This is a genomic window from Micromonospora sp. ANENR4 (assembly GCF_015354395.1).
GTDB classification, from domain to species: domain Bacteria; phylum Actinomycetota; class Actinomycetes; order Mycobacteriales; family Micromonosporaceae; genus Micromonospora; species Micromonospora aurantiaca.
On record NZ_JADKYQ010000011.1, the window covers coordinates 117,460 to 134,871 of the forward strand.

A 17,412-nucleotide genomic window follows, 5' to 3' on the forward strand; every position below is an offset into this window, starting at 1 on the left:
GTAGAGCACCGGCATGCAGACGTTCCTGCCGTATCCGGACTTCCTGGCCAGCGCGCGCACGCTGGACCAGAAGCGGCTGGGCAAGCAGCGCGTGGAGGCGATCCAGGTGCTGCGCGGGCTGACCCGGCCGGACTACGGCTGGCGCAACCACCCCGCGGTGAAGATGTGGGCCGGGTACGAGGAGGCGCTGACCCGGTACGGGCTGGACATGTGCGCGGTGTGGTGCGAGCCGGGCCGGGCCGACACCTGCGCCGGCACGCTCGCCACCGATCTCGCGACTGCCTGCGGCGTCTCGGTGATCCGCACCCAGGACGAACTGGCCGCCGCCGGTGAGCTGCCGCCCTGGCTGGGCCGCGACGACCTGCACCGCAGCCACCGGTCGTCGCTGCTGCGCAAGGACCCGGTCCACTATGCGCCGCTGTTCGGCGACGTCTCCCCCGACCTGGAGTACGTCTGGCCGCCGTCGGACCGCCCGCGCCGCTGCCTGCCGTGAACGCCCCGCCGACGCGTACCCAGCGGGTTGCCGCCCCGACCGGCAGACTGTGAGCACCGCCGACTGGAGGATGCCCCGTGGGTCTGTCGCAAGTGGTAGGTCGCCTGATCGGCGTACGCGAGCACGTGGTGGACCCGGGCGGCGGTGGCGCGGACCGCGTGCCGCGACCGGTCGCGGCGCTCGTGGTCGGCGGCGGCATCGCCGGGATGTCGGCGGCTGTGGTGCTGGCCGAGCGCGGGGTGGCCGTGACGGTGCTGGAGGCGGCGCCGCACCTCGGCGGACGGCTCGGCGCCTGGCCGGAGGAGTTGCCCGACGGCGTCCAGCGCAACGAGCACGGCTTCCACGCGTTCTTCCGGCAGTACTGGAACTGGCGGTCGATCCTGCGCCGGGTCGATCCGGGGCTGGGCTTCCTCAAGCCGATCCCGGGCTATCCGATCCTGTCCGAGCAGTGGCCCACGGAGGAGTTCGGCAAGCTGCCGCCCGCGCCCCCGGCGAACCTGCTGGCGCTGCTGCTGCGCAGCCCCAGCCTGCGCCTGGCGGACCTGCGCACGATGGACCGGGACGCGGCGCTGCCGCTGCTGACCTACGACCCGGTACGCACCTACGAGGAGTTCGACGAGCGGACCGCCGACGAGCTGCTCACCTCGCTGCGGCTGCCGGACCGGGCGCGGGCCATGCTGTTCGAGGTCTTCTCCCACTCGTTCTTCAACCACGAGGCGGAGATGTCGGCCGCCGAGATGATCGCGCAGTTCCACTTCTACCTGCTCGGCAACCCGGAGGGGCTGGCCTTCGACTGCCCGGACCGGGACTACGGCACGGCGATCTGGGAGCCGCTGACCCGGTACGTGGAGAAGCACGGCGGCCGGGTGCTGACCGGCGCGGCGGCGGCCCGGCTGGACCGTACCCCGGCGGGGTGGCGGGTGACCGGCGCGGACGGCGACGCCTGGGAGGCGCCGCACGTGGTGCTCGCGGTGGACCCGCCCGCGCTGGCCGCGCTCGTCGACGCCTCCCCCGGCCTGGCCGGGGCGGCGCCCGAGCTGGTGGCGCGGATGCCCGCGTTCGGCCGGCCCGGTCCGCCGTACGCGGTGGCGCGCTACTGGATGGACGGGGACGTCCGGGCCGACCGCGCGGTGTTCAGCGGCGTCTCCCGGCAGCCCACGCTGGACTCGGTGACGCTCTACCACCGGCTGGAGGACGAGCCCCGCCGCTGGGCCGAGCGGACCGGCGGCTCGGTGGTGGAGCTGCACGCGTACGCCTGCGAGCCGGACGTGCCGGCCGACGAGCTGGCCGCCCGGATGCTGCGGGAGCTGACCGCGCTCTGGCCGGAGGTGGCCGGCCTGCGGGTACGCGAGCTGCGCGCCCGCGTCGAGGCGCAGGCGCCCGCGTTCACGCCCGGCAGCCACGCGTGGCGTCCCGGGGTGGAGACCGACGCGCCCGGCCTCTACCTGGCCGGGGACGGCATCCGCACCGAGTTCCCGAGCGCGCTGATGGAACGGTCGGCGGCCACCGGGATCATCGCCGCGAACCACATCCTGCGGGTCGAGGGGGCGGCGGCCGAGCCGGTCCGCTCGATCCGGCCGCGCGGGCTGCTGGCCGGGCGGGCCGCACCGAAACGGTCATAAGCGGCCAAAAACGCCTCTACGCTCGACTGATCCGGTGACACGGGAGGTCGGGCGGTGAGCACCGCGACGCGGGATCGGCGCGACGAGGAGCACGGCACGCCACGGGACGAACGGACCGCGGTGGTCACCGCGCTGCGGCTCGGCTGGTCGATGGCGGACGCCTACCACCACGCGCAGACCGCCGACCTGACCGGGGACGGGCACCCGCAGACGCCGGCGCCGCCGAAGCTGTCGAACCTGACCGAGCTGGCCGGGCGGCACCGGCTCGGCATGTACCTCGACGGCGTGGACGTGGCGCTGGCCCAGATCGCGCCGCTGACCCCGGCCGGCCGTACGGTGCCGTCCGCCGCCGCCGCCCGTGGTGCCACCGGGGCCGACCGGGAACCGCTGCTGCGGGCGCTCGACGACCTCAACATCGACGTGCTGCGGTGGACCATGGCGACGAACCACCGGGTCGGGGTGGCGTACCGGCTCGGGCGCTCGCTCGCCGACACCGTCCGGCGCGGCGACGCCGACCAGCTCGCCGCGCGCTTCGGCGGCCGGCACCTCCAGATCAGCAGGTGGCTGGACGAGCTGGCGAGCGTGCTGCCGCCGTACTCGGCCGCCGTGGTGCGCCGCTCGCTCGCCGCCTGGGCCACCGCTGTCGGCCGGGCCGCAGTGGGCGATCCGGGCGAGGCCGGGCTCGCCGAGCTGGCCCGCGAGCTGCGCAACCAGGGCGACCTGTGGCAGGACGTCCTGACCGGCGGCCTGCACCCGCGCGACCTGCTGGACGAGGAGAACTGGGCGGTGATCGCCCGCAACGTCGTCATCCGGGACCGGAAGCTGGTGGCGCAGGCGGCCCGGGGCATCTTCTGGCCGGTGCTGGCGCCCCTGCTCGTGGTGCTGCTCGCGGTCGTCGGGGTCAGTGCCGCCGCCGCGGCCGGCTCCCCCACCACCCGGGCGGCGGTGGCGCTCGTCGGCCTCGGCGCCGGCCTGACCGCGATCTGGCGGTCGATCTCCACACCCACGCTGTCGGTGGCGGCCGAGGTGAACCGTCCGCTGCTGGACAGCGAACTGGTGGTGCAGATGACCGCCCGGATCGACAGGCCGCTCACCGCCGCCCGGCGTGCCGGGCGGGCCGGACGGCAGCGGCGACCCGCCGACGACGGATCGAAATGCGTTGCCCGCGATTCCCGAATCGATCTACCGTGAGCGCGCAAGGTCAGCCACCGTTCCGGGAGCCGTCGATGTCGCTGCGATCCGCCACCACGAAGACGTCGTGGCTGCTCGGCGACGGCTGCCGGGAACACGGTCCCTGGCCCGGAGGCCACGACTGACGCGTCTCGCGTCCCCGTCGTCGCCGCCCGGTCCCGTGGACCGGGCGGCTTTTTCGTCGCCGTACCGCCGATCGTGAAGGGAGAGCCCGGTGGACGCCGTCCTCGTCATCAACGCCGACCTCGGCCCGCTGCACCGGGTCACCGTCAAGCACGCGATCCGGATGCTCTGCCGCCGGGTCGCCGAGATCCACGAGGCCGAGCCCGACCGGGTGATCGGCGTCTTCCCGCTGCCGCGGGTGGTCCGCCTCGTCCGGTACGTGGTGACCCGCTGGCGGTTCAGCGCCGGCCCGGCCTGGTCCCGGGCCGGGGTGCTGGCGCGCGACCGGCGGCGGTGCGCGTACTGCGACGGTGCGGCCAGCACGATCGACCACATCCTGCCCCGCTCGCGCGGTGGCCGGAACACCTGGGGGAACACCACCGCCGCCTGCTACGCGTGCAACCAGCGCAAGGGTGACCGGACCCCGGCCGAGGCGGGCATGCCGCTGCGGCGGGAGCCGGTGACGCCGAGCTGGGCCGCGCTGGCGCGGTGACGGACGGCCGGCGGGCACAGGGGGCGGTGTCGGGGGTACGCCCCGGCGCCGCGCCCGCCGGTCCCACCATGCCCTAGGTGCCGAGACGCCGGGCCAGCCCGTCGAGCAGGAGGTCCAGCCCGCCACCGAACTCGTCCTCCGGTGCGACCGCACCGGCCGCCCGTGCGGTCTCGGCGAGCAGGGGGAACTCGTCGCGGGGCAACGCCGCGATGACGGCCGTGCCGGGCCCGGCCAGCGCGCCGAGGTGTTCCATCTGGATCGCGCCGATCACGTAGCCGAGCAGGGCGCGGAACGCGATCACCCGCCCGGTGCCGGTGAAGCCGGCCCGGGTCAGCACCGCGAGCACCGCTTCGCCCCAGCGCAGGATCGCCGGTGAGCGGTGCCGGTGTGCGGGCAGCAACGGGACGACGGCCGGATGGGTGCCGACAGCCCGGCGTACCCGGCCGGACAGCTCCCGGATGCCGTCCGGCCACGGGACGTCGAGCGGCGGGCGGGTGTCCACCCGGTCGAGGACCCGCTCGACGACGAGCGCCTCCAGTTCGTCGCGGTCGGCGACGTAGCGGTAGAGGCCCATCGTGCTGGTGCCGAGCTGCGCGCCGACCGCGCGCATGGTGAGGCCGGCGAGGCCGTCCCGGTCGAGCACCGCGAGCGCCGCGTCGGCGAGCTGGGCGTGGGTCAGGGAACGGGGACGGGGCATGGCCTTGACAGCGTACAAGATACGCCTACGGTTGTAGGAGTACGTCGTACGCCTACAACGGGAGCGCGCATGGACGTCGTCCCCCCTCGCCACCTCACCAGCGTGACCGGCGCCCAGGTCGCCCTGCCGGACCCGGACCGCCTGGTCCACCTCCAGTTCCGCCGCTTCGCCGGCTGCCCGGTCTGCAACCTCCACCTGCACTCGATCGTCCGCCGGCACGCCGAGATCGAGGCGGCTGGCGTACGCGAGGTGGTGCTCTTCCACTCCCCCGCCGACGAGTTGCGCGAGCACGTCGCCGACCTGCCGTTCGCCGTGGTGGCCGACCCGGACCGGCGGCTCTACCGGGAGTTCGGTGTGGAGTCGGCGCGACGGTCGCTGCTCGACCCGCGCGCCTGGCTGCCGATCCTGCGTGCCGTGGTGACCGGCACCTGGCACGTCCTGCGCGGCCGGGAGCGACTGCCGTCCCGCACGCCGCACGGCGGCCGGCTCGGGCTGCCGGCCGACTTCCTGATCGCGCCCGACGGGCGGGTGGTCGCCGCGAAGCACGGCGAACACGCCTCCGACCAGTGGTCGGTGGACGAACTGCTGGCCCAGGTCAGCGGGAGCCGGTCGGCACGCTGACCGCCGGATCGCCGGGGTGTTCCCGCAGGAACGCCTCGGCCCGGGGCGCGTCCCGGAGGATCTGCCAGCAGGCGAGCGCGAACATCACCACGGTGACGCCGAACAGGACGAACCAGATCGGCGCCAGGCTGAGCAGCAACTGGCCGAGGTTCATCGTCGCCAGACCGCCGAACAACGGCACGAATCTCCGCTGCCGGATCAACTGCTCGGCGGTGGTGCGCAGCCAGGGCAGGTCGTCCGGGGAGTCCACCACGCCGCGCCGGACGGCCCGGACCAGTTCGCGGCGACGGCGGAAGGTCACCGCCCAGAGCCGCGACTCACGGTCGGCCCGATAGCTACCGCTGCGGACCATGCGGACCAGCGCGACGATTTCCAGCCCAAGACCCAGCACCGCGAGAACCAGGCCGGTCACCTCCACCCAGTCGGGCGGGTCGCCGCGTTCCAGCCAGCTACTCGGGAACGCACCGTCCGCCATCAGCCCGACCAGCAGCGACGCCAGCGCGAACGTCAACACCGTGCCGACCAGCAGCAGCCGGACACGGCGGCGCCCTCGCTTGATCTTCCGACGTTCCGAATCACCGTCCACGATGGCCCCCGTTCGACGGCCGGAACGTACCCGCCGGGGGATGCCGGTCAAACGGCGGTCAGCGCGTGGCGGGCGGGGTCCAGCCGAAGCGCGGCGGCCGGCGCTCGTTGATCGCCGCCACCCCCTCGCGGGCCTCGCCGCTGTCCCGCACCTGGGCGTGCCACCAGGCCAGCCGGTCGGCGTCGGCGCGCCCGTCGACGATCTCCTTGGCGGCGGTCACGGTGAGCCGGGAGCGCTCGGCGACGGTGGCGGTCAGCGCCGCCACCCGCCCGGCCAGCTCCCCGGCCGGCAGCACCTCGTCGACCAGGCCGATCCGCAGCGCCCGCTCGGCGTCCACCAGCTCGCTGGTGAACAGCAGGTGCTTGGCCGCGGACGGGCCGACCAGCGCGGCCAGCCGCCGCGTGGTCGGCGCCGGGTAGACCAGGCCGAGCCGGGCCGGGGGTACGCCGAACCGGGCGTCCGCCGCGGCCAGCCGCAGGTCGCAGGCGACGGCGAGCTGGCAGCCGCCGCCCACGCAGGCGCCCTCGATCGCGGCGACCGTGGGGCGGCCGAACGCGGCGAGCCGTTCCTCGGCGGCCACCGCGATGCTGCCGTCACCGGCCGCCAGCAGCTCGTCCAGGTCGCCCAGGTCGGCGCCGGCGCAGAACGTGCCGCCCGCGCCGGTGAGCACCAGCACCCGTACCGCCGGGTCCGCCTCCAGGCCGTCGAGCAGCACCGGGAGCTGCCGCCACATGGCCGGGGTCATGGCGTTGCGCCGGGCCGGGTTGTGGATGACCACGGTTGCCACCGGGCCGTCCAGGGTGACGGTCAGTTCCGCGTCGGACATGGGTCCGACCGTAACGGGCGGGGCCCGCCGACCACCCGAGTGGGTGGTCGCCGGGCCCCGGGATCGGCGGTCAGGTCAGGAGACGTTGAGCGCGGTGTCGTCGATCACGAACGAGGTCTGCAGCGAGCTGTCCTCGGTGCCGGTGAACTTCAGCGTGACGGTCTGCCCGGCGTACGCCGCCAGGTTGAACGACTTCTGGCTGTAGCCGCTGGCCTTGTTCAGGTTCGAGTAGGTCGCCAGCGTGGCCAGCACCGAGCCGGACGAGTTGAGCACCTGCACGTTCAGCTTGTCGTACTGGACGCTGGTGGTGCTCTCGGCCGAGTCGATGTGCAGCCAGAACGAGAGGGAGTACGCGGAGCAGCCGCTCGGCAGGCTCACCGACTGCGACAGCGTGTCGGTGCGGGTGCTGCCGTAGCCGTTGAGCCACGCGTTCCACGTACCGGTGCGGGTCGGCTGGCCCTGCGAGCCGTACTGGCCGATGACGCCGGAGGTGGTGGCCCAGACCGTGTTGCCGGACTCGAAGCCGGGGTTGCCGAGCTTCTGGCCGGCGCCGGTGCAGCCGCCGCCGACGCTGCTCACGGTGAGCGAGTACGTGGCGGTCTTCGTGCCCGACGCCGCGCTGCCGGTGACGGTCACCGAGTAGGTGCCGGCCGGGGTGCTGGAGCTGGTGGAGACGGTGAGCGTGGACGAGCCGCCCGAGGTCACCGAGGTGGGGCTGAACGACGCGGTGGCGCCGGTCGGCAGGCCGGACGCGGAGAACGTCACGGTCTGCGCGGTGCCGCTGGTGGTGGACGTGGCGACGGTGGCGGAGGCCGATCCACCCGCGGTGACCGACCCGGAGGTCGGCGAGAGCGAGACGGAGAAGTCGTTGCCGGTCGAGCTGCAGGGCGCGTCGTTGCCGGCCACGTTCACCGCGGTCCACGCGGCCTGGACGGTCTTGTACTCGGTGGAGCAGTTGCCGTACAGGTCGGTCGCGGCCCGCAGGGTGTACGCGCGGGCGGTGTTGGCCGGGTTGCTGGTGTTGACGTACGAGGTGTTCGAGGTGAAGTACACGTCGAGCGCCCGGTACCAGATCTTCTCCGCCTTGGCGCGGCCGATGCCGGTCACCGCGGGAGCCGAGCCGCAGACCGGCGAGGTGCCGTACGCGGTGGCGCCGGTGCCCTCGGCGAGGTTGAAGAAGAAGTGGTTGCCGACACCGGAGGAGTAGTGCACGTCCTTGTTCTTCGTGCTGGTGGACCAGCAGGAGTCGGACGAGCCGTCCAGCGACGGGTTGTACATGTAGCGCAGCGGCGTACCGTTGCCGTTGATGTTGATCTTCTCGCCGACCTGGTAGTCGCCCGGGTCGCTCGGCGCGGCGGCGTAGAACTCCACCATGTTGCCGAAGATGTCGCTGGTGGACTCGTTGAGGCCACCGGACTCACCGGAGTAGACCAGCCCGGCCAGCGCCTCGGTGACGCCGTGGCTCATCTCGTGCCCGGCCACGTCCAGCGAGACCAGCGGGCGGGAGTTGCCCGAGCCGTCGCCGTAGGTCATCTGGGAGCCATCCCAGTACGCGTTGACGTAGTTGTTGCCGTAGTGCACCCGGCTCGGCACGCCCTGGCCGTTGCCGAAGATGCCGTTGCGGCCGTGCACGTTCTTGAAGTAGTCGAACGTCTTGGCGGCGCCGAAGTGGGCGTCCACCGCGGCCGACTGCCGGTTCGAGGTGGCGCCGTTGCCCCACGCGTTGTCCGCGTCGGTGAACGTGGTGCAGGTGGAGGTCCCGTTGTTCATGTCGCAGGTACGGCCGTTGCCGCGTACCGGGTCGATCATCTGGTACGTGCTGCCGCTCAGCGTCGTGTCGATGGTGACCGAGCCGGTGTAGATGCCCTGGCCGGTGCCGGCCACCGTCTCGATCTCGTCGTACGAGCCGATCACCTTGCCGGTGGTGGCGTCGGTGATGACGTGCAGCTTCGACGGCGTCTGCTTGTCCGCCTTCCAGCCCGTCGCGACGGTCTCCCAGGCGAGGCGGCCCTTGCCGCTGCTGGCGTCGACGAACAGCTCCGGCGCGCCGACCGAGGTGAGCGAACCGGAGAACGTCTTGCGGGCGCTGGCCTTGGCCGCGTCCGCGCCGACCTTCGCGGTGGTGCTCAGCGTCAGCGGGGCGGAGAGGCTGACCGACGCGCTGGTCAGGGTGCCGTTCGGGGCGGTGTGGATGACGAAGTCACCGCCGTACACGCGGAGACCCTGGTAGGTGCGGCTGTACCGGGTGTGCGCGGCCCCGGAGGGGTCGACCTTGGTGCGGACGGCCTGATAGGCCTCACCGCCGGCGCCCTGGACGACGCCGGGGTTGGCGCGCAGCAGGCTCGCGGCCTTGGCTGCGGCCGAGGTCTCGGGGCTGGGGGCGGTTGGCGCTGCCGCTTGCGCCGAGGTGGTGACGCAGGCCAGCACGCCGCTGGTGAGCAGCGCTGCGCTGACGGCGGCGACGGATCTTTTCACGGGCCCTCCTGGAAGGCGAAGTTGTGACGGGGGTAGTCACTGATGTAGATATAGCGATACATCGAAGAACGTGAAAGAGGCTGGCGAGAACCCGCCGGAGACATTGACCGAACGGATGAGGAGGACCGGTGGGCCGGAACCGGGTGGTCCCGTCGCGCGTCCGATCGGGTATGAGAGCTGCCTCCGCCGCGGCGGCCGTCGCCGCCCTTCTCCTCCCGCTCGCCGGCTGCGCCCGCACCGACGCGCCACCCGTCGTCACGGACGGGCCCCCGCCGCTCGTCTCCGAGGTCGTGCTCGAGAAGTCGGGAGGCATCGCCGGGCTGTCCGACACCGTCCGGGTCGGGCCGGACGGCCACTGGACGAGGACCGACCGCGCCGGCGCCTCCCACGAGGGACAACTCGGCGCGGAGAAGCTCACCCGGCTGCGGCAACTCGCGGCCGACCCCCGGCTGGCCGCCGAGGCCGCCGCCACCGTCCCGCCGACCATGTGCGCCGACGCGTTCACCTATCGGCTCACCATCGGGCCGAACCAGGTCGGCTACGTCGACTGCCCGCCGGAGACCACGCCGCCGGCCGTCACCGCGCAGGTGGTGGACCTGATCAACGGCGCCACCGGCTGACCCGGCCCGATTTCAAACCCGTTCCGGCTGTGACATCGGCCTATGGCCGGCCGGCGGGCGGCCGGGCCAGCATGGAAGGCATGACTCGCGCACTCATCGCCCTGACCAGTCACTCCGAGCTGGGCCGCACCGGCCGCTCGACCGGCTACTACGTCGGCGAGGCCGCCGAGCCGTGGGAGGTGTTCCGGGCCGCCGGGTACGACGTCGACCTCGTCTCCGTGGCCGGCGGGGAGCCGCCCGTAGACGGGCGGGACGAGAACGACAGCACCCAGAACGACTTCCTCGCCACCGCCGGCGTCACCGACACCCCGAAGGCCGCCGACGTCGACCCGGCCGGGTACGACGTGATCCTCTTCGCCGGCGGCCACGGCACCATGTGGGACTTCCCCGACGACCCCGACCTGGCCCGGATCGCCCGCTCGGTGTACGAGCGCGGCGGCGTGGTGGCCGCCGTCTGCCACGGCCCGTCGGCGCTGGTGAACCTCACCCTCACCGACGGCTCCCGGCTGATCGCCGGCAAGCGGGTGGCCGGGTTCACGAACAGCGAGGAGGCGGCCGTCGGCCTCACCGACGAGGTGCCGTTCCTGCTCGCCGACAAGCTCGGCGAGGCGGGCGCGCAGCACGTACCGGCGCCGGACTTCACCGAGCACGTGGTGGTCGACGGGCGGCTGGTGACCGGCCAGAACCCGCAGTCCGCCCGCGCCGTGGCCGACGCCGTGGTGAAGCTGATCGCCTGAGTCAGATCCGGTAGTCGTCGGGCAGGCCGGTGGCACGCAGCTCGGGCGGCAGGTGGGCGACGTCGTTGAACGCGATGAGCGCCGGCGGGCCGCCCGAGCTGTAGCGGATCACCGTCAGCCCGCAGTTCTGCTGGTTCAGCCCGATCCACCGGCGCGCCGGCGCGTCCACCGCGTGCAGCACCAGCCACGCGACCAGGAAGTTGTGGGTGACGACCAGCTCGCGTACGTCACCCTCCGCGGGGGCGGCGGCGAACCGCGCCACCGCCTCCGCTGTCACGCGCGGTCCGGCGCGCCGCTCCCGCTCGGAGAAACCGGCCAGGAACGCCGCGTACGACTCCGGCAGGCCGGCCGGGTCGGTGTCGTGCGGCATGTGGTCGCCGGCGCGGTCGTCCTCGCGTACCGGAACATCTGGCAGCGACGCCGCGACCAGCGCGGCGGTCTCCGCGGCCCGGCGGGCCGGCCCATGATGCACGGCGGCGAAGCGCGTGCCGCGCAGCCGCTCGCCCAGCAGCGTCGCCTGCCGCCGCCCTCGCTCCGACAGCCCGGTGTCCGCCTCCTCCTCCGGCCGGTCCTGCTCGCCGTGACGGACCAGGTAGAGCAGGCGGCTGGGCATCGGCACCTCCACGGTCGGGGACCGCGAGACTAGCCCGCCGCCCGCCGTCCGGATGGCCCGCCGCTCACTGCCCCTGGCGCATCTGCCCGATCCGGATGCGGTTGCCGAAGGGGTCGCGGATGCCGAAGTCGATGCCGTACGGCTGGTCGGTCGGCTCGTCGGTCACCTCGACGCCCTTCGCGACCAGGTCCGCGTACGTCTTGTGCGCGTCGTCGGTGGTGAAGAACAGGAACCCGCCCGCGGCGCCCTTGGTGAGCAGTTCCCGGACCTGCTCGGCGGTCTTCGGGTCCAGCGCCGGCGGGCCCGGCTTCTCCAGCAGGATCTCCCGGCCCGCGTCGCCGGGCACGTGCACGGTGAGCCAGCGCATGAAACCGAGATCCTGGTCGAGGCTGACCTCCAGGCCGAGCTTGCCGACGTAGAAGTCGAGCGCCTCGTCCTGGTCGAGCACGTAGATCTGGGAGCGGGAAGTCGAAAGCATCGTCATGCCGACGACGCTAGAGCAGCGCCCCGGCCTGCTGCTTATCCAAAACCGCGCAGTCCTGCGGCCCGGCACCCTGGTCCGGCTTGCGTCGTTTGTCCAGACGGGGACACCACCTCGTCACCCGCTGTTAACGTCTTCGCGACGACATCGGGGGAAGTCGATGCAGTTGATGTTGGCCTGGGCCGCCACGAGCGCCCTCCCGCGGTCCCGTGGTGACGCCGCCGTCGCCCGGTTCCACAGCGCCGCCGCCGAGCTGGTGCCGGAGAGCTGGCACCGCCGGCACCTCGGCGGCACCGACTCGGGGGTGCTGGTGCTGCACCCCTCCGACCCGGGCGGCTACCGGTGGCCGCCCGTCGCCGGCGACGACGACGTCACCGCCGTCTCGGTGGGCATCCCGGTCGGCGTCGACGGCGACGACCCGGTGACGCTCGCCCGCCACCTGCTCACCGGCGCGGACGTGCACCGCGACGTCGTACCGCCGTTCGCGCTGCTCGCCCTCGGCCACGACCGCCTCGCCCTGCAACAGGACTGGCTCGGCATGGCCCGCGTGTTCACCGGCACCGCCGACGGCGTCACCGCCTGGTGCACCCGGCCCGGCCTGCTCGCCGCCTTCCTGCACGGCGAGGCCCGCCCCGACCCGGCCGGCTGGTCGTCGTACCTGCTCACCGGCCACTTCGGCGGCGACCTCTCCCCGCTCGCCGACATCCGGCTGCTGCGGCCGGGCGAGCGGATCACCGGCCGCCGCCGCGCCGACGGCGGCTGGCAGCTCACCAGCGAGATCCGGTACGCCACCGACGACGTGGTCCGCAGCGGCCTCACCGACCGGGACCGGCCGCTCGGCGAGCGGCTGGACCGGGCCGCCGACGCGCTGACCCGGGCCGTCGCCGGCCTGCACCGGCTGCACGACGGTGAGGTGACGCTCGGCCTCTCCGGTGGGAAGGACTCCCGGCTCATCGCCGCGACGCTCGTCGCCGCCGGCCGTACGCCGAACCTGGCCACGAACGACGACACCGCCGCCGAGGGCGACGTGGCCCGCGAGCTGGTCCGGCTCGTGCGGGACCGGCGCGGCCTGGAGCTGCCGCACCGCCTCGTGCCGGCCGCTCCCCCGGCCGCCGTCCTCGGCGTCGGCCTCCGGGAACGAGCGCGACGGCTCGCCGCGCTGCACGACCACCAGTTCCCGTCGAACTACCTGGCCCGGCCGGCCGTGCGCACCCGGCTGCCCGAGGTGGTACGCGCGCCGAGCCTCACCGGCGCGGCAGGCGAACTGGTCGTCGGCTACTGGTATCCCCGGGCCGACGCCGACCCGGCGCCCACCCCGGAGCAGGCGGGCCTGACCAAGCTGCTGGCGGGCGTGCCGAACGCCGCGGTGTCACCGGAGGCACTTGCCACCGAACGGGACCGGGTCACCGCCCTGCTGGCCCACGCCCGCGACATCGGCCTCCGCGACGAGCACCTGATCGACTACCTCTACCTGGTCGAGCGGATGCGCCGGTGGTGCACCTCCGCGTACACCACCGGGATGGTCACCCCGTTCCTGGCGCCGGGCTTCGTCGCGGCCAGCTTCGCGTTCACCGCGGCCGAGAAGCGGGCACGGCTGCCGCACACCGCGCTGATCGCCCGGCTCGTACCGGAGTGGGCGGACGTGCCGTTCGTCAGCGCCGCCACCGGGCCGTCCCGGGCCACCCGGATCTGGGAGGGCGACGGCGTCGCCGCCGTCTCCGACCTGCTGGACACCGTCCACGGGCCGCTCACCGAGCTGATCCGGCGGCCGGTCGTGGAGCGGGATCTGCGTACCGCCGCCCGAGGCGGCCGGCCCGATCCCCGCGTGCTCGCCCAGTTCACCGCGCTGGCGGTCGCCTCCGAACGGCTGGAGCCCGGCTTCACCAGGCCGTCGACAGGTGCCACCTACGCCCGGGTCACCGCGCCGCCGCGCCCGCGTACGCCGGCGAAGAGCCGGCTGGCCGGATTGCGCTGGGTACGGCGCAGCCGGCTCGGCGACCGGCTCTGGGTCATCGTGCGGCGGCAGGTGCGGGGGCGCTGAGCACGGCGGCTGGCTTCTTGCCCGCCGTGGCCGGCTTGGCGGCGGTGGCCGGCTCGCCCGCGGTGCTGCTCGGGCGCATCCAGGCCTTGGTGAAGCAGCCCGGGACGCCGGTCGGCGCGGTCTTGCGGCGCCGGTAGGCCGACGGCGACTCACCGACGATGCCGTGGAACGTCCGGCTGAACGTGCCCAGACTGCCGAAGCCGACCAGCTGGCAGATCTCCGTGACCGGCTCGTCGGTGCCTACCAGCAGGTACATGGCGCGTTCCACCCGGCGGCGTTGCAGGTAGCGGTGCGGTGTCTCGCCGAACGTGGCCCGGAAGGTACGGATGAAGTGCGCCTCCGAGACGTACGCGATCCGGGCCAGCGCGGGAATGTCCAGCGGCTGCGCGTACGCCCGGTCCATCGCGTCCCGGGCGCGCAGCATCGCCCGGTTGGACTCCTCGACGGCGCGACTCATCGCTGGTCAGCCTACTGCGCGGCCCGCGCCTCCCGCCCCTACGGCTCGTTCGCGAGGCTCTTGGTCATGATGTGCTCGCGGCGCACGCCGTCGGGCATCAGGCCGCCGACGTCGCCGGTGTCCCGGAAGCCGTTGCGCAGGTAGAGGGCCCACGCGTTCGGGTTGCCCTCCGCCACGGCGAGCCGCAGCGTCCGCGCGCCTGCCAGCCGGGCCCACTGCTCGACCGCCCGGACGAGGTGGTCGCCCACGCCCCGGCCGCGTCCCCCGGGTGCCACGTACATCGAGATCAGCTCGACGACCCCGTCGTGCTCGGTCGGCATCCCGCTGGCCATCCCGACCGGTTGCCCGTCGAGCAGCACCACGATGTTGTACGAGCCGGGGACGGCCAGCCGCCCGCGCCAGCGTTCCTCGCGGTCACCGTCGCCCTGCCAGTCCGCCAGCTGGGCACCGAAGGCGTACCCGGCCTCGGTGAGCGCGGCGAGCCGCAGCTCCCGCCACACCTTCCAGTCGTCCTCGCCGAGGACGCGCGTCTCAAGCATGCGGAGAGGGTGGCGCAGGCATCCCGAGCAGGCAATCGATATCCGGCGTGGGCGGGGTCGGGTGGCCGGGCCTCCACGCCGGCGCCGGATAGCCTGCACCGGCCGCGACGACCAGGGAGCCCGACCATGAGACTGCCGCCCGGGGCCACCGGCTTCCACGCACCCGGCGGACGAGCGGACGTCAGGGCCTTCACCGCCGTCTGTCACCACGCCGCCCGCGCCCTCGGTGCCACCATCGCCGGCGTGACCCCCGCCGGCGTCACACCCAGCTTCCACACCGTCGGCATCGCCGCTGCCCGGCACCACGTCGCGGTGCTGCGGCACGTCACCGTGCCGTTCATCGCCTTCGCCCGCCCGCGAGCCGTCGGCGACGCCACCGTGACGTTCGTCGACCATCCCGGCCTCGCCCCTGTCCTTGCCACCCTGTCCGACGCCCGGGTCCTCACCGCCGATCAGCTAGGGATCCCGCTGTCGCAGGCCGACCTGAGCGCCCTCGACCGCGCCGAACACGACCAGATCGGCTACTGGACACCGGCCACCGTCGGCGAGCTGCTGTTCAACTTCTGGGACTGACCATTAGTGGCCGAGCGCCGTGGCGAGTGCCTCTCGGTCCGCGTGGCATCGACCTCCGCGACTTCTCGCTCCTGCTCGCCGGAATGGCTGCTCGTCAGATGCCAGGGCTCTCTCTAGCCTGAATCCGGCAGGCTCAGCCTGACAGCGCCCAGCGGGGGAGAAGATCATGGAACGCGTGACGGGTATCGGCGGCGTCTTCTTCCGGGCCCACGACCCGGACCGGATCAACCACTGGTACGCCACGCACCTCGGGGTCGACCTGGCACCGGAGTCCTACGACGTGTCTTCCTGGTGGCAGAAACCCGGCCCTACCGTCCTGGCGGCCATGCCGGCGGACTCCGAGCACTTCGGCGGCCCCGAACACTCCTGGTCGCTCAACTTCCGGGTCGCGGACCTGGACGCGATGATCGACCAACTGCGCGGTGCGGGTATCGACGTCGAGGTGGACCCCGAGGAGTATCCGAACGGCAGGTTCGCGAGCCTGCGAGACCCGGAGGGCAACGTGGTGCAGCTCTGGGAGCCCGCAGGTGCCGACAGCCGTGGGCCCGCCTGACCGCTCGTGCGGCACGCCGTCGTGTCGCTGCTGACGGAGCCCGGCGTCCCGCGGCGACATGGGCCCCGGAACACCTTGTGAAAATGGAGCCCCCGGCCGGGATCGAACCGGCGACATCTCGCTTACAAGGCGAGTGCTCTGGCCAGCTGAGCTACAGGGGCGCGTGCGTCGCGCTCAGCATAGCGACTTGCCCCCGGAAATCCCGCCTCGCAGGGCTCCCGAGCACGGAAAACGTCGGCATCCCGACCGGTACGACCGATGGATCATCGCTCGGTCGCGCTCCCAAGCGGGAGATTGATGCCCCGCCGTGCCCGACTGACCGTTATGCGTATGCCGTCCATCCCACCCCGAGCGCTACGTCTTGGCACGATCGCGAAAGCCGTTTACCGTGCAGTGACACGGACGACACTCCGGCCGGCCCCGGCTGCCCTGAGCGACGACCCCGTTGGCCGGTGCCTTGGGCGCCGGTCGCTCCTTCACTCGGATCGTCCGGCACGTTCCTGCCGGTGAAAGGAAGCGCTCCATCATGGCTACGGTCACCTACTCGAAGGCGTCCCGGATCTATCCGGGCACCGAGCGCCCCGCCGTCAACCAGCTCGACCTCCAGATCGGTGACGGGGAGTTCCTCGTCCTGGTCGGCCCGTCCGGCTGCGGCAAGTCCACCAGCCTCCGGATGCTCGCCGGCCTGGAGGACGTCGACGACGGCGCGATCTACATCGACGACCGGGACGTCACCCACCTCCCGCCGAAGGCCCGCGACATCGCGATGGTCTTCCAGAACTACGCCCTCTACCCGCACATGACGGTGTACGAGAACATGGCGTTCGCGCTCAAGCTGCGCAAGACCTCGAAGTCGGAGATCGACCGGCGGGTCAAGGAGGCGGCCGGGCTGCTCCAGCTGGAGGAGTTCCTCAGCCGCAAGCCGAAGGCACTCTCCGGTGGTCAGCGCCAGCGTGTCGCCATGGGCCGCGCGATCGTCCGCGAGCCGCAGGTCTTCCTCATGGACGAGCCGCTGTCGAACCTCGACGCCAAGCTGCGCGTGCAGACCCGTACCCAGATCGCCTCGCTGCAGGCGAAGCTGGGCGTCACCACGGTCTACGTCACCCACGACCAGGTCGAGGCCATGACGATGGGTCACCGGGTGGCGGTCATGCTCGACGGCGTGCTCCAGCAGGTGGACACCCCGCGGGCGCTCTACGACACCCCGGCCAACGTCTTCGTCGCCGGCTTCATGGGCTCCCCCGCCATGAACATCAAGACGGTGAAGCTGACCGAGCAGGGCGGCGCGTTCGCCGAGATGATCGTGCCGCTGACCCGCGAGCAGGTCCAGGCGGCCAGCGCCGAGGGCGGCGACGGCAAGGTCACCGTCGGCTTCCGGCCGGAGGACTGCGACCTGGTCAGCCCGTCCGAGGGCGGCATGCCGGTCGTGGTCGAGCTGGTCGAGGACCTCGGCTCCGACGCCAACGTCTACGGCCACGCCGCGCTGGAGGGCCACAACGAGCGGTTCGTGGTCCGCACCGACCGGCGCAGCATGCCGAACATGGGCGACACCGTGTTCGTCAAGCCGCGTACCGGCCGCAGCCACGTCTTCCACGCCGCCACCGGCCAGCGGATCTGACGTCCGCGAGAAAG

Annotated in this window: 19 protein-coding genes and 1 tRNA gene; 11 read left to right on the forward strand and 9 right to left on the reverse strand. The window is 73.0% G+C overall.

Annotated features, from left to right (window positions below; genetic code table 11):
* Window positions 1–13: 13 nt before the first annotated feature.
* The 4 genes from IRY44_RS20455 to IRY44_RS20470 all read left to right on the forward strand — a co-directional run bounded on the left by IRY44_RS20455 (window position 14) and on the right by IRY44_RS20470 (window position 3,961).
* Window positions 14–493, forward strand: coding sequence for an MSMEG_6728 family protein (locus tag IRY44_RS20455; RefSeq protein WP_194801887.1), 480 nt, complete (start codon window positions 14–16; stop codon window positions 491–493).
* Between the two features lie 77 nt (window positions 494–570).
* The gene (locus IRY44_RS20460) at window positions 571–2,115 is read left to right on the forward strand and encodes an FAD-dependent oxidoreductase (RefSeq protein ID WP_194801888.1); all 1,545 of its coding nucleotides are present in this window, start codon (window positions 571–573) and stop codon (window positions 2,113–2,115) included.
* Between the two features lie 54 nt (window positions 2,116–2,169).
* Complete coding sequence (locus tag IRY44_RS20465; protein ID WP_194801889.1) at window positions 2,170–3,306, forward strand: hypothetical protein; 1,137 nt, start codon at window positions 2,170–2,172, stop codon at window positions 3,304–3,306.
* A gap of 214 nt (window positions 3,307–3,520) precedes the next feature.
* Window positions 3,521–3,961: an HNH endonuclease gene (locus IRY44_RS20470; RefSeq protein WP_128138148.1), complete on the forward strand. Its 441-nt coding sequence runs from the start codon at window positions 3,521–3,523 to the stop codon at window positions 3,959–3,961.
* Between the two features lie 73 nt (window positions 3,962–4,034).
* Here the strand turns inward: IRY44_RS20470 and IRY44_RS20475 are convergent, their stop codons facing one another.
* A complete protein-coding gene (locus IRY44_RS20475) occupies window positions 4,035–4,658 on the reverse strand; it encodes a TetR/AcrR family transcriptional regulator (protein WP_194801890.1) in 624 nt (207 codons plus the stop codon).
* Window positions 4,659–4,727: 69 nt separating this feature from the next.
* On the opposite strand from IRY44_RS20475, the gene IRY44_RS20480 reads away from it, so the two are divergent.
* Window positions 4,728–5,279: a peroxiredoxin-like family protein gene (locus IRY44_RS20480; protein WP_194801891.1), complete on the forward strand. Its 552-nt coding sequence runs from the start codon at window positions 4,728–4,730 to the stop codon at window positions 5,277–5,279.
* Here the strand turns inward: IRY44_RS20480 and IRY44_RS20485 are convergent.
* The 3 genes from IRY44_RS20485 to IRY44_RS20495 all read right to left on the reverse strand — a co-directional run bounded on the left by IRY44_RS20485 (window position 5,254) and on the right by IRY44_RS20495 (window position 9,166).
* Entirely contained in the window at window positions 5,254–5,865 is a 612-nt protein-coding gene (locus IRY44_RS20485) for a hypothetical protein (protein WP_194801892.1), read from the reverse strand. The genes IRY44_RS20480 and IRY44_RS20485 overlap by 26 nt on opposite strands.
* Before the next feature lie 58 nt (window positions 5,866–5,923).
* Window positions 5,924–6,691: an enoyl-CoA hydratase/isomerase family protein gene (locus IRY44_RS20490; RefSeq protein WP_194801893.1), complete on the reverse strand. Its 768-nt coding sequence runs from the start codon at window positions 6,689–6,691 to the stop codon at window positions 5,924–5,926.
* A gap of 75 nt (window positions 6,692–6,766) precedes the next feature.
* Window positions 6,767–9,166 (reverse strand): M4 family metallopeptidase, encoded by a 2,400-nt coding sequence (locus tag IRY44_RS20495; RefSeq protein WP_151011532.1) that lies wholly within the window; start codon window positions 9,164–9,166, stop codon window positions 6,767–6,769.
* A gap of 170 nt (window positions 9,167–9,336) precedes the next feature.
* Here IRY44_RS20495 and IRY44_RS20500 point away from each other — a divergent pair, with 170 nt between their 5' ends.
* The gene (locus tag IRY44_RS20500) at window positions 9,337–9,786 is read left to right on the forward strand and encodes a hypothetical protein (RefSeq protein ID WP_194801894.1); all 450 of its coding nucleotides are present in this window, start codon (window positions 9,337–9,339) and stop codon (window positions 9,784–9,786) included.
* Between the two features lie 80 nt (window positions 9,787–9,866).
* On the forward strand, window positions 9,867–10,523 hold the full coding sequence (locus tag IRY44_RS20505) for a type 1 glutamine amidotransferase domain-containing protein (RefSeq protein WP_228532484.1): 657 nt from the start codon (window positions 9,867–9,869) through the stop codon (window positions 10,521–10,523).
* A gap of 1 nt (window position 10,524) precedes the next feature.
* On the opposite strand, the gene IRY44_RS20510 is transcribed toward IRY44_RS20505, so the two are convergent.
* Window positions 10,525–11,136, reverse strand: a complete 612-nt coding sequence (locus IRY44_RS20510; RefSeq protein ID WP_194801896.1) for a histidine phosphatase family protein — start codon at window positions 11,134–11,136, stop codon at window positions 10,525–10,527.
* 64 nt (window positions 11,137–11,200) lie between these two features.
* A complete protein-coding gene (locus tag IRY44_RS20515) occupies window positions 11,201–11,620 on the reverse strand; it encodes a VOC family protein (protein ID WP_194801897.1) in 420 nt (139 codons plus the stop codon).
* 157 nt (window positions 11,621–11,777) lie between these two features.
* Between IRY44_RS20515 and IRY44_RS20520 the strand changes: the two genes are divergently transcribed.
* Window positions 11,778–13,658, forward strand: a complete 1,881-nt coding sequence (locus IRY44_RS20520; protein ID WP_194801898.1) for a hypothetical protein — start codon at window positions 11,778–11,780, stop codon at window positions 13,656–13,658.
* Here IRY44_RS20520 and IRY44_RS20525 read toward each other — a convergent pair.
* Together IRY44_RS20525 and IRY44_RS20530 are read right to left on the reverse strand one after the other, a co-directional pair.
* A complete protein-coding gene (locus IRY44_RS20525) occupies window positions 13,627–14,115 on the reverse strand; it encodes a helix-turn-helix domain-containing protein (protein ID WP_194801899.1) in 489 nt (162 codons plus the stop codon). The genes IRY44_RS20520 and IRY44_RS20525 overlap by 32 nt on opposite strands.
* A 38-nt stretch (window positions 14,116–14,153) precedes the next feature.
* Window positions 14,154–14,654: a GNAT family N-acetyltransferase gene (locus IRY44_RS20530; RefSeq protein ID WP_194801900.1), complete on the reverse strand. Its 501-nt coding sequence runs from the start codon at window positions 14,652–14,654 to the stop codon at window positions 14,154–14,156.
* Between the two features lie 126 nt (window positions 14,655–14,780).
* Here IRY44_RS20530 and IRY44_RS20535 point away from each other — a divergent pair, with 126 nt between their 5' ends.
* Entirely contained in the window at window positions 14,781–15,227 is a 447-nt protein-coding gene (locus tag IRY44_RS20535) for a hypothetical protein (protein WP_194801901.1), read from the forward strand.
* A gap of 166 nt (window positions 15,228–15,393) precedes the next feature.
* Window positions 15,394–15,780, forward strand: coding sequence for a VOC family protein (locus tag IRY44_RS20540; protein WP_194801902.1), 387 nt, complete (start codon window positions 15,394–15,396; stop codon window positions 15,778–15,780).
* An 84-nt stretch (window positions 15,781–15,864) separates the two neighbouring features.
* Here the strand turns inward: IRY44_RS20540 and IRY44_RS20545 are convergent.
* Window positions 15,865–15,941: transfer RNA gene (locus IRY44_RS20545), tRNA-Thr, on the reverse strand.
* Window positions 15,942–16,306: 365 nt separating this feature from the next.
* Between IRY44_RS20545 and IRY44_RS20550 the strand changes: the two genes are divergently transcribed.
* The gene (locus tag IRY44_RS20550; RefSeq protein ID WP_194801903.1) at window positions 16,307–17,398 is read left to right on the forward strand and encodes an ABC transporter ATP-binding protein; all 1,092 of its coding nucleotides are present in this window, start codon (window positions 16,307–16,309) and stop codon (window positions 17,396–17,398) included.
* Window positions 17,399–17,412: the final 14 nt, after the last annotated feature.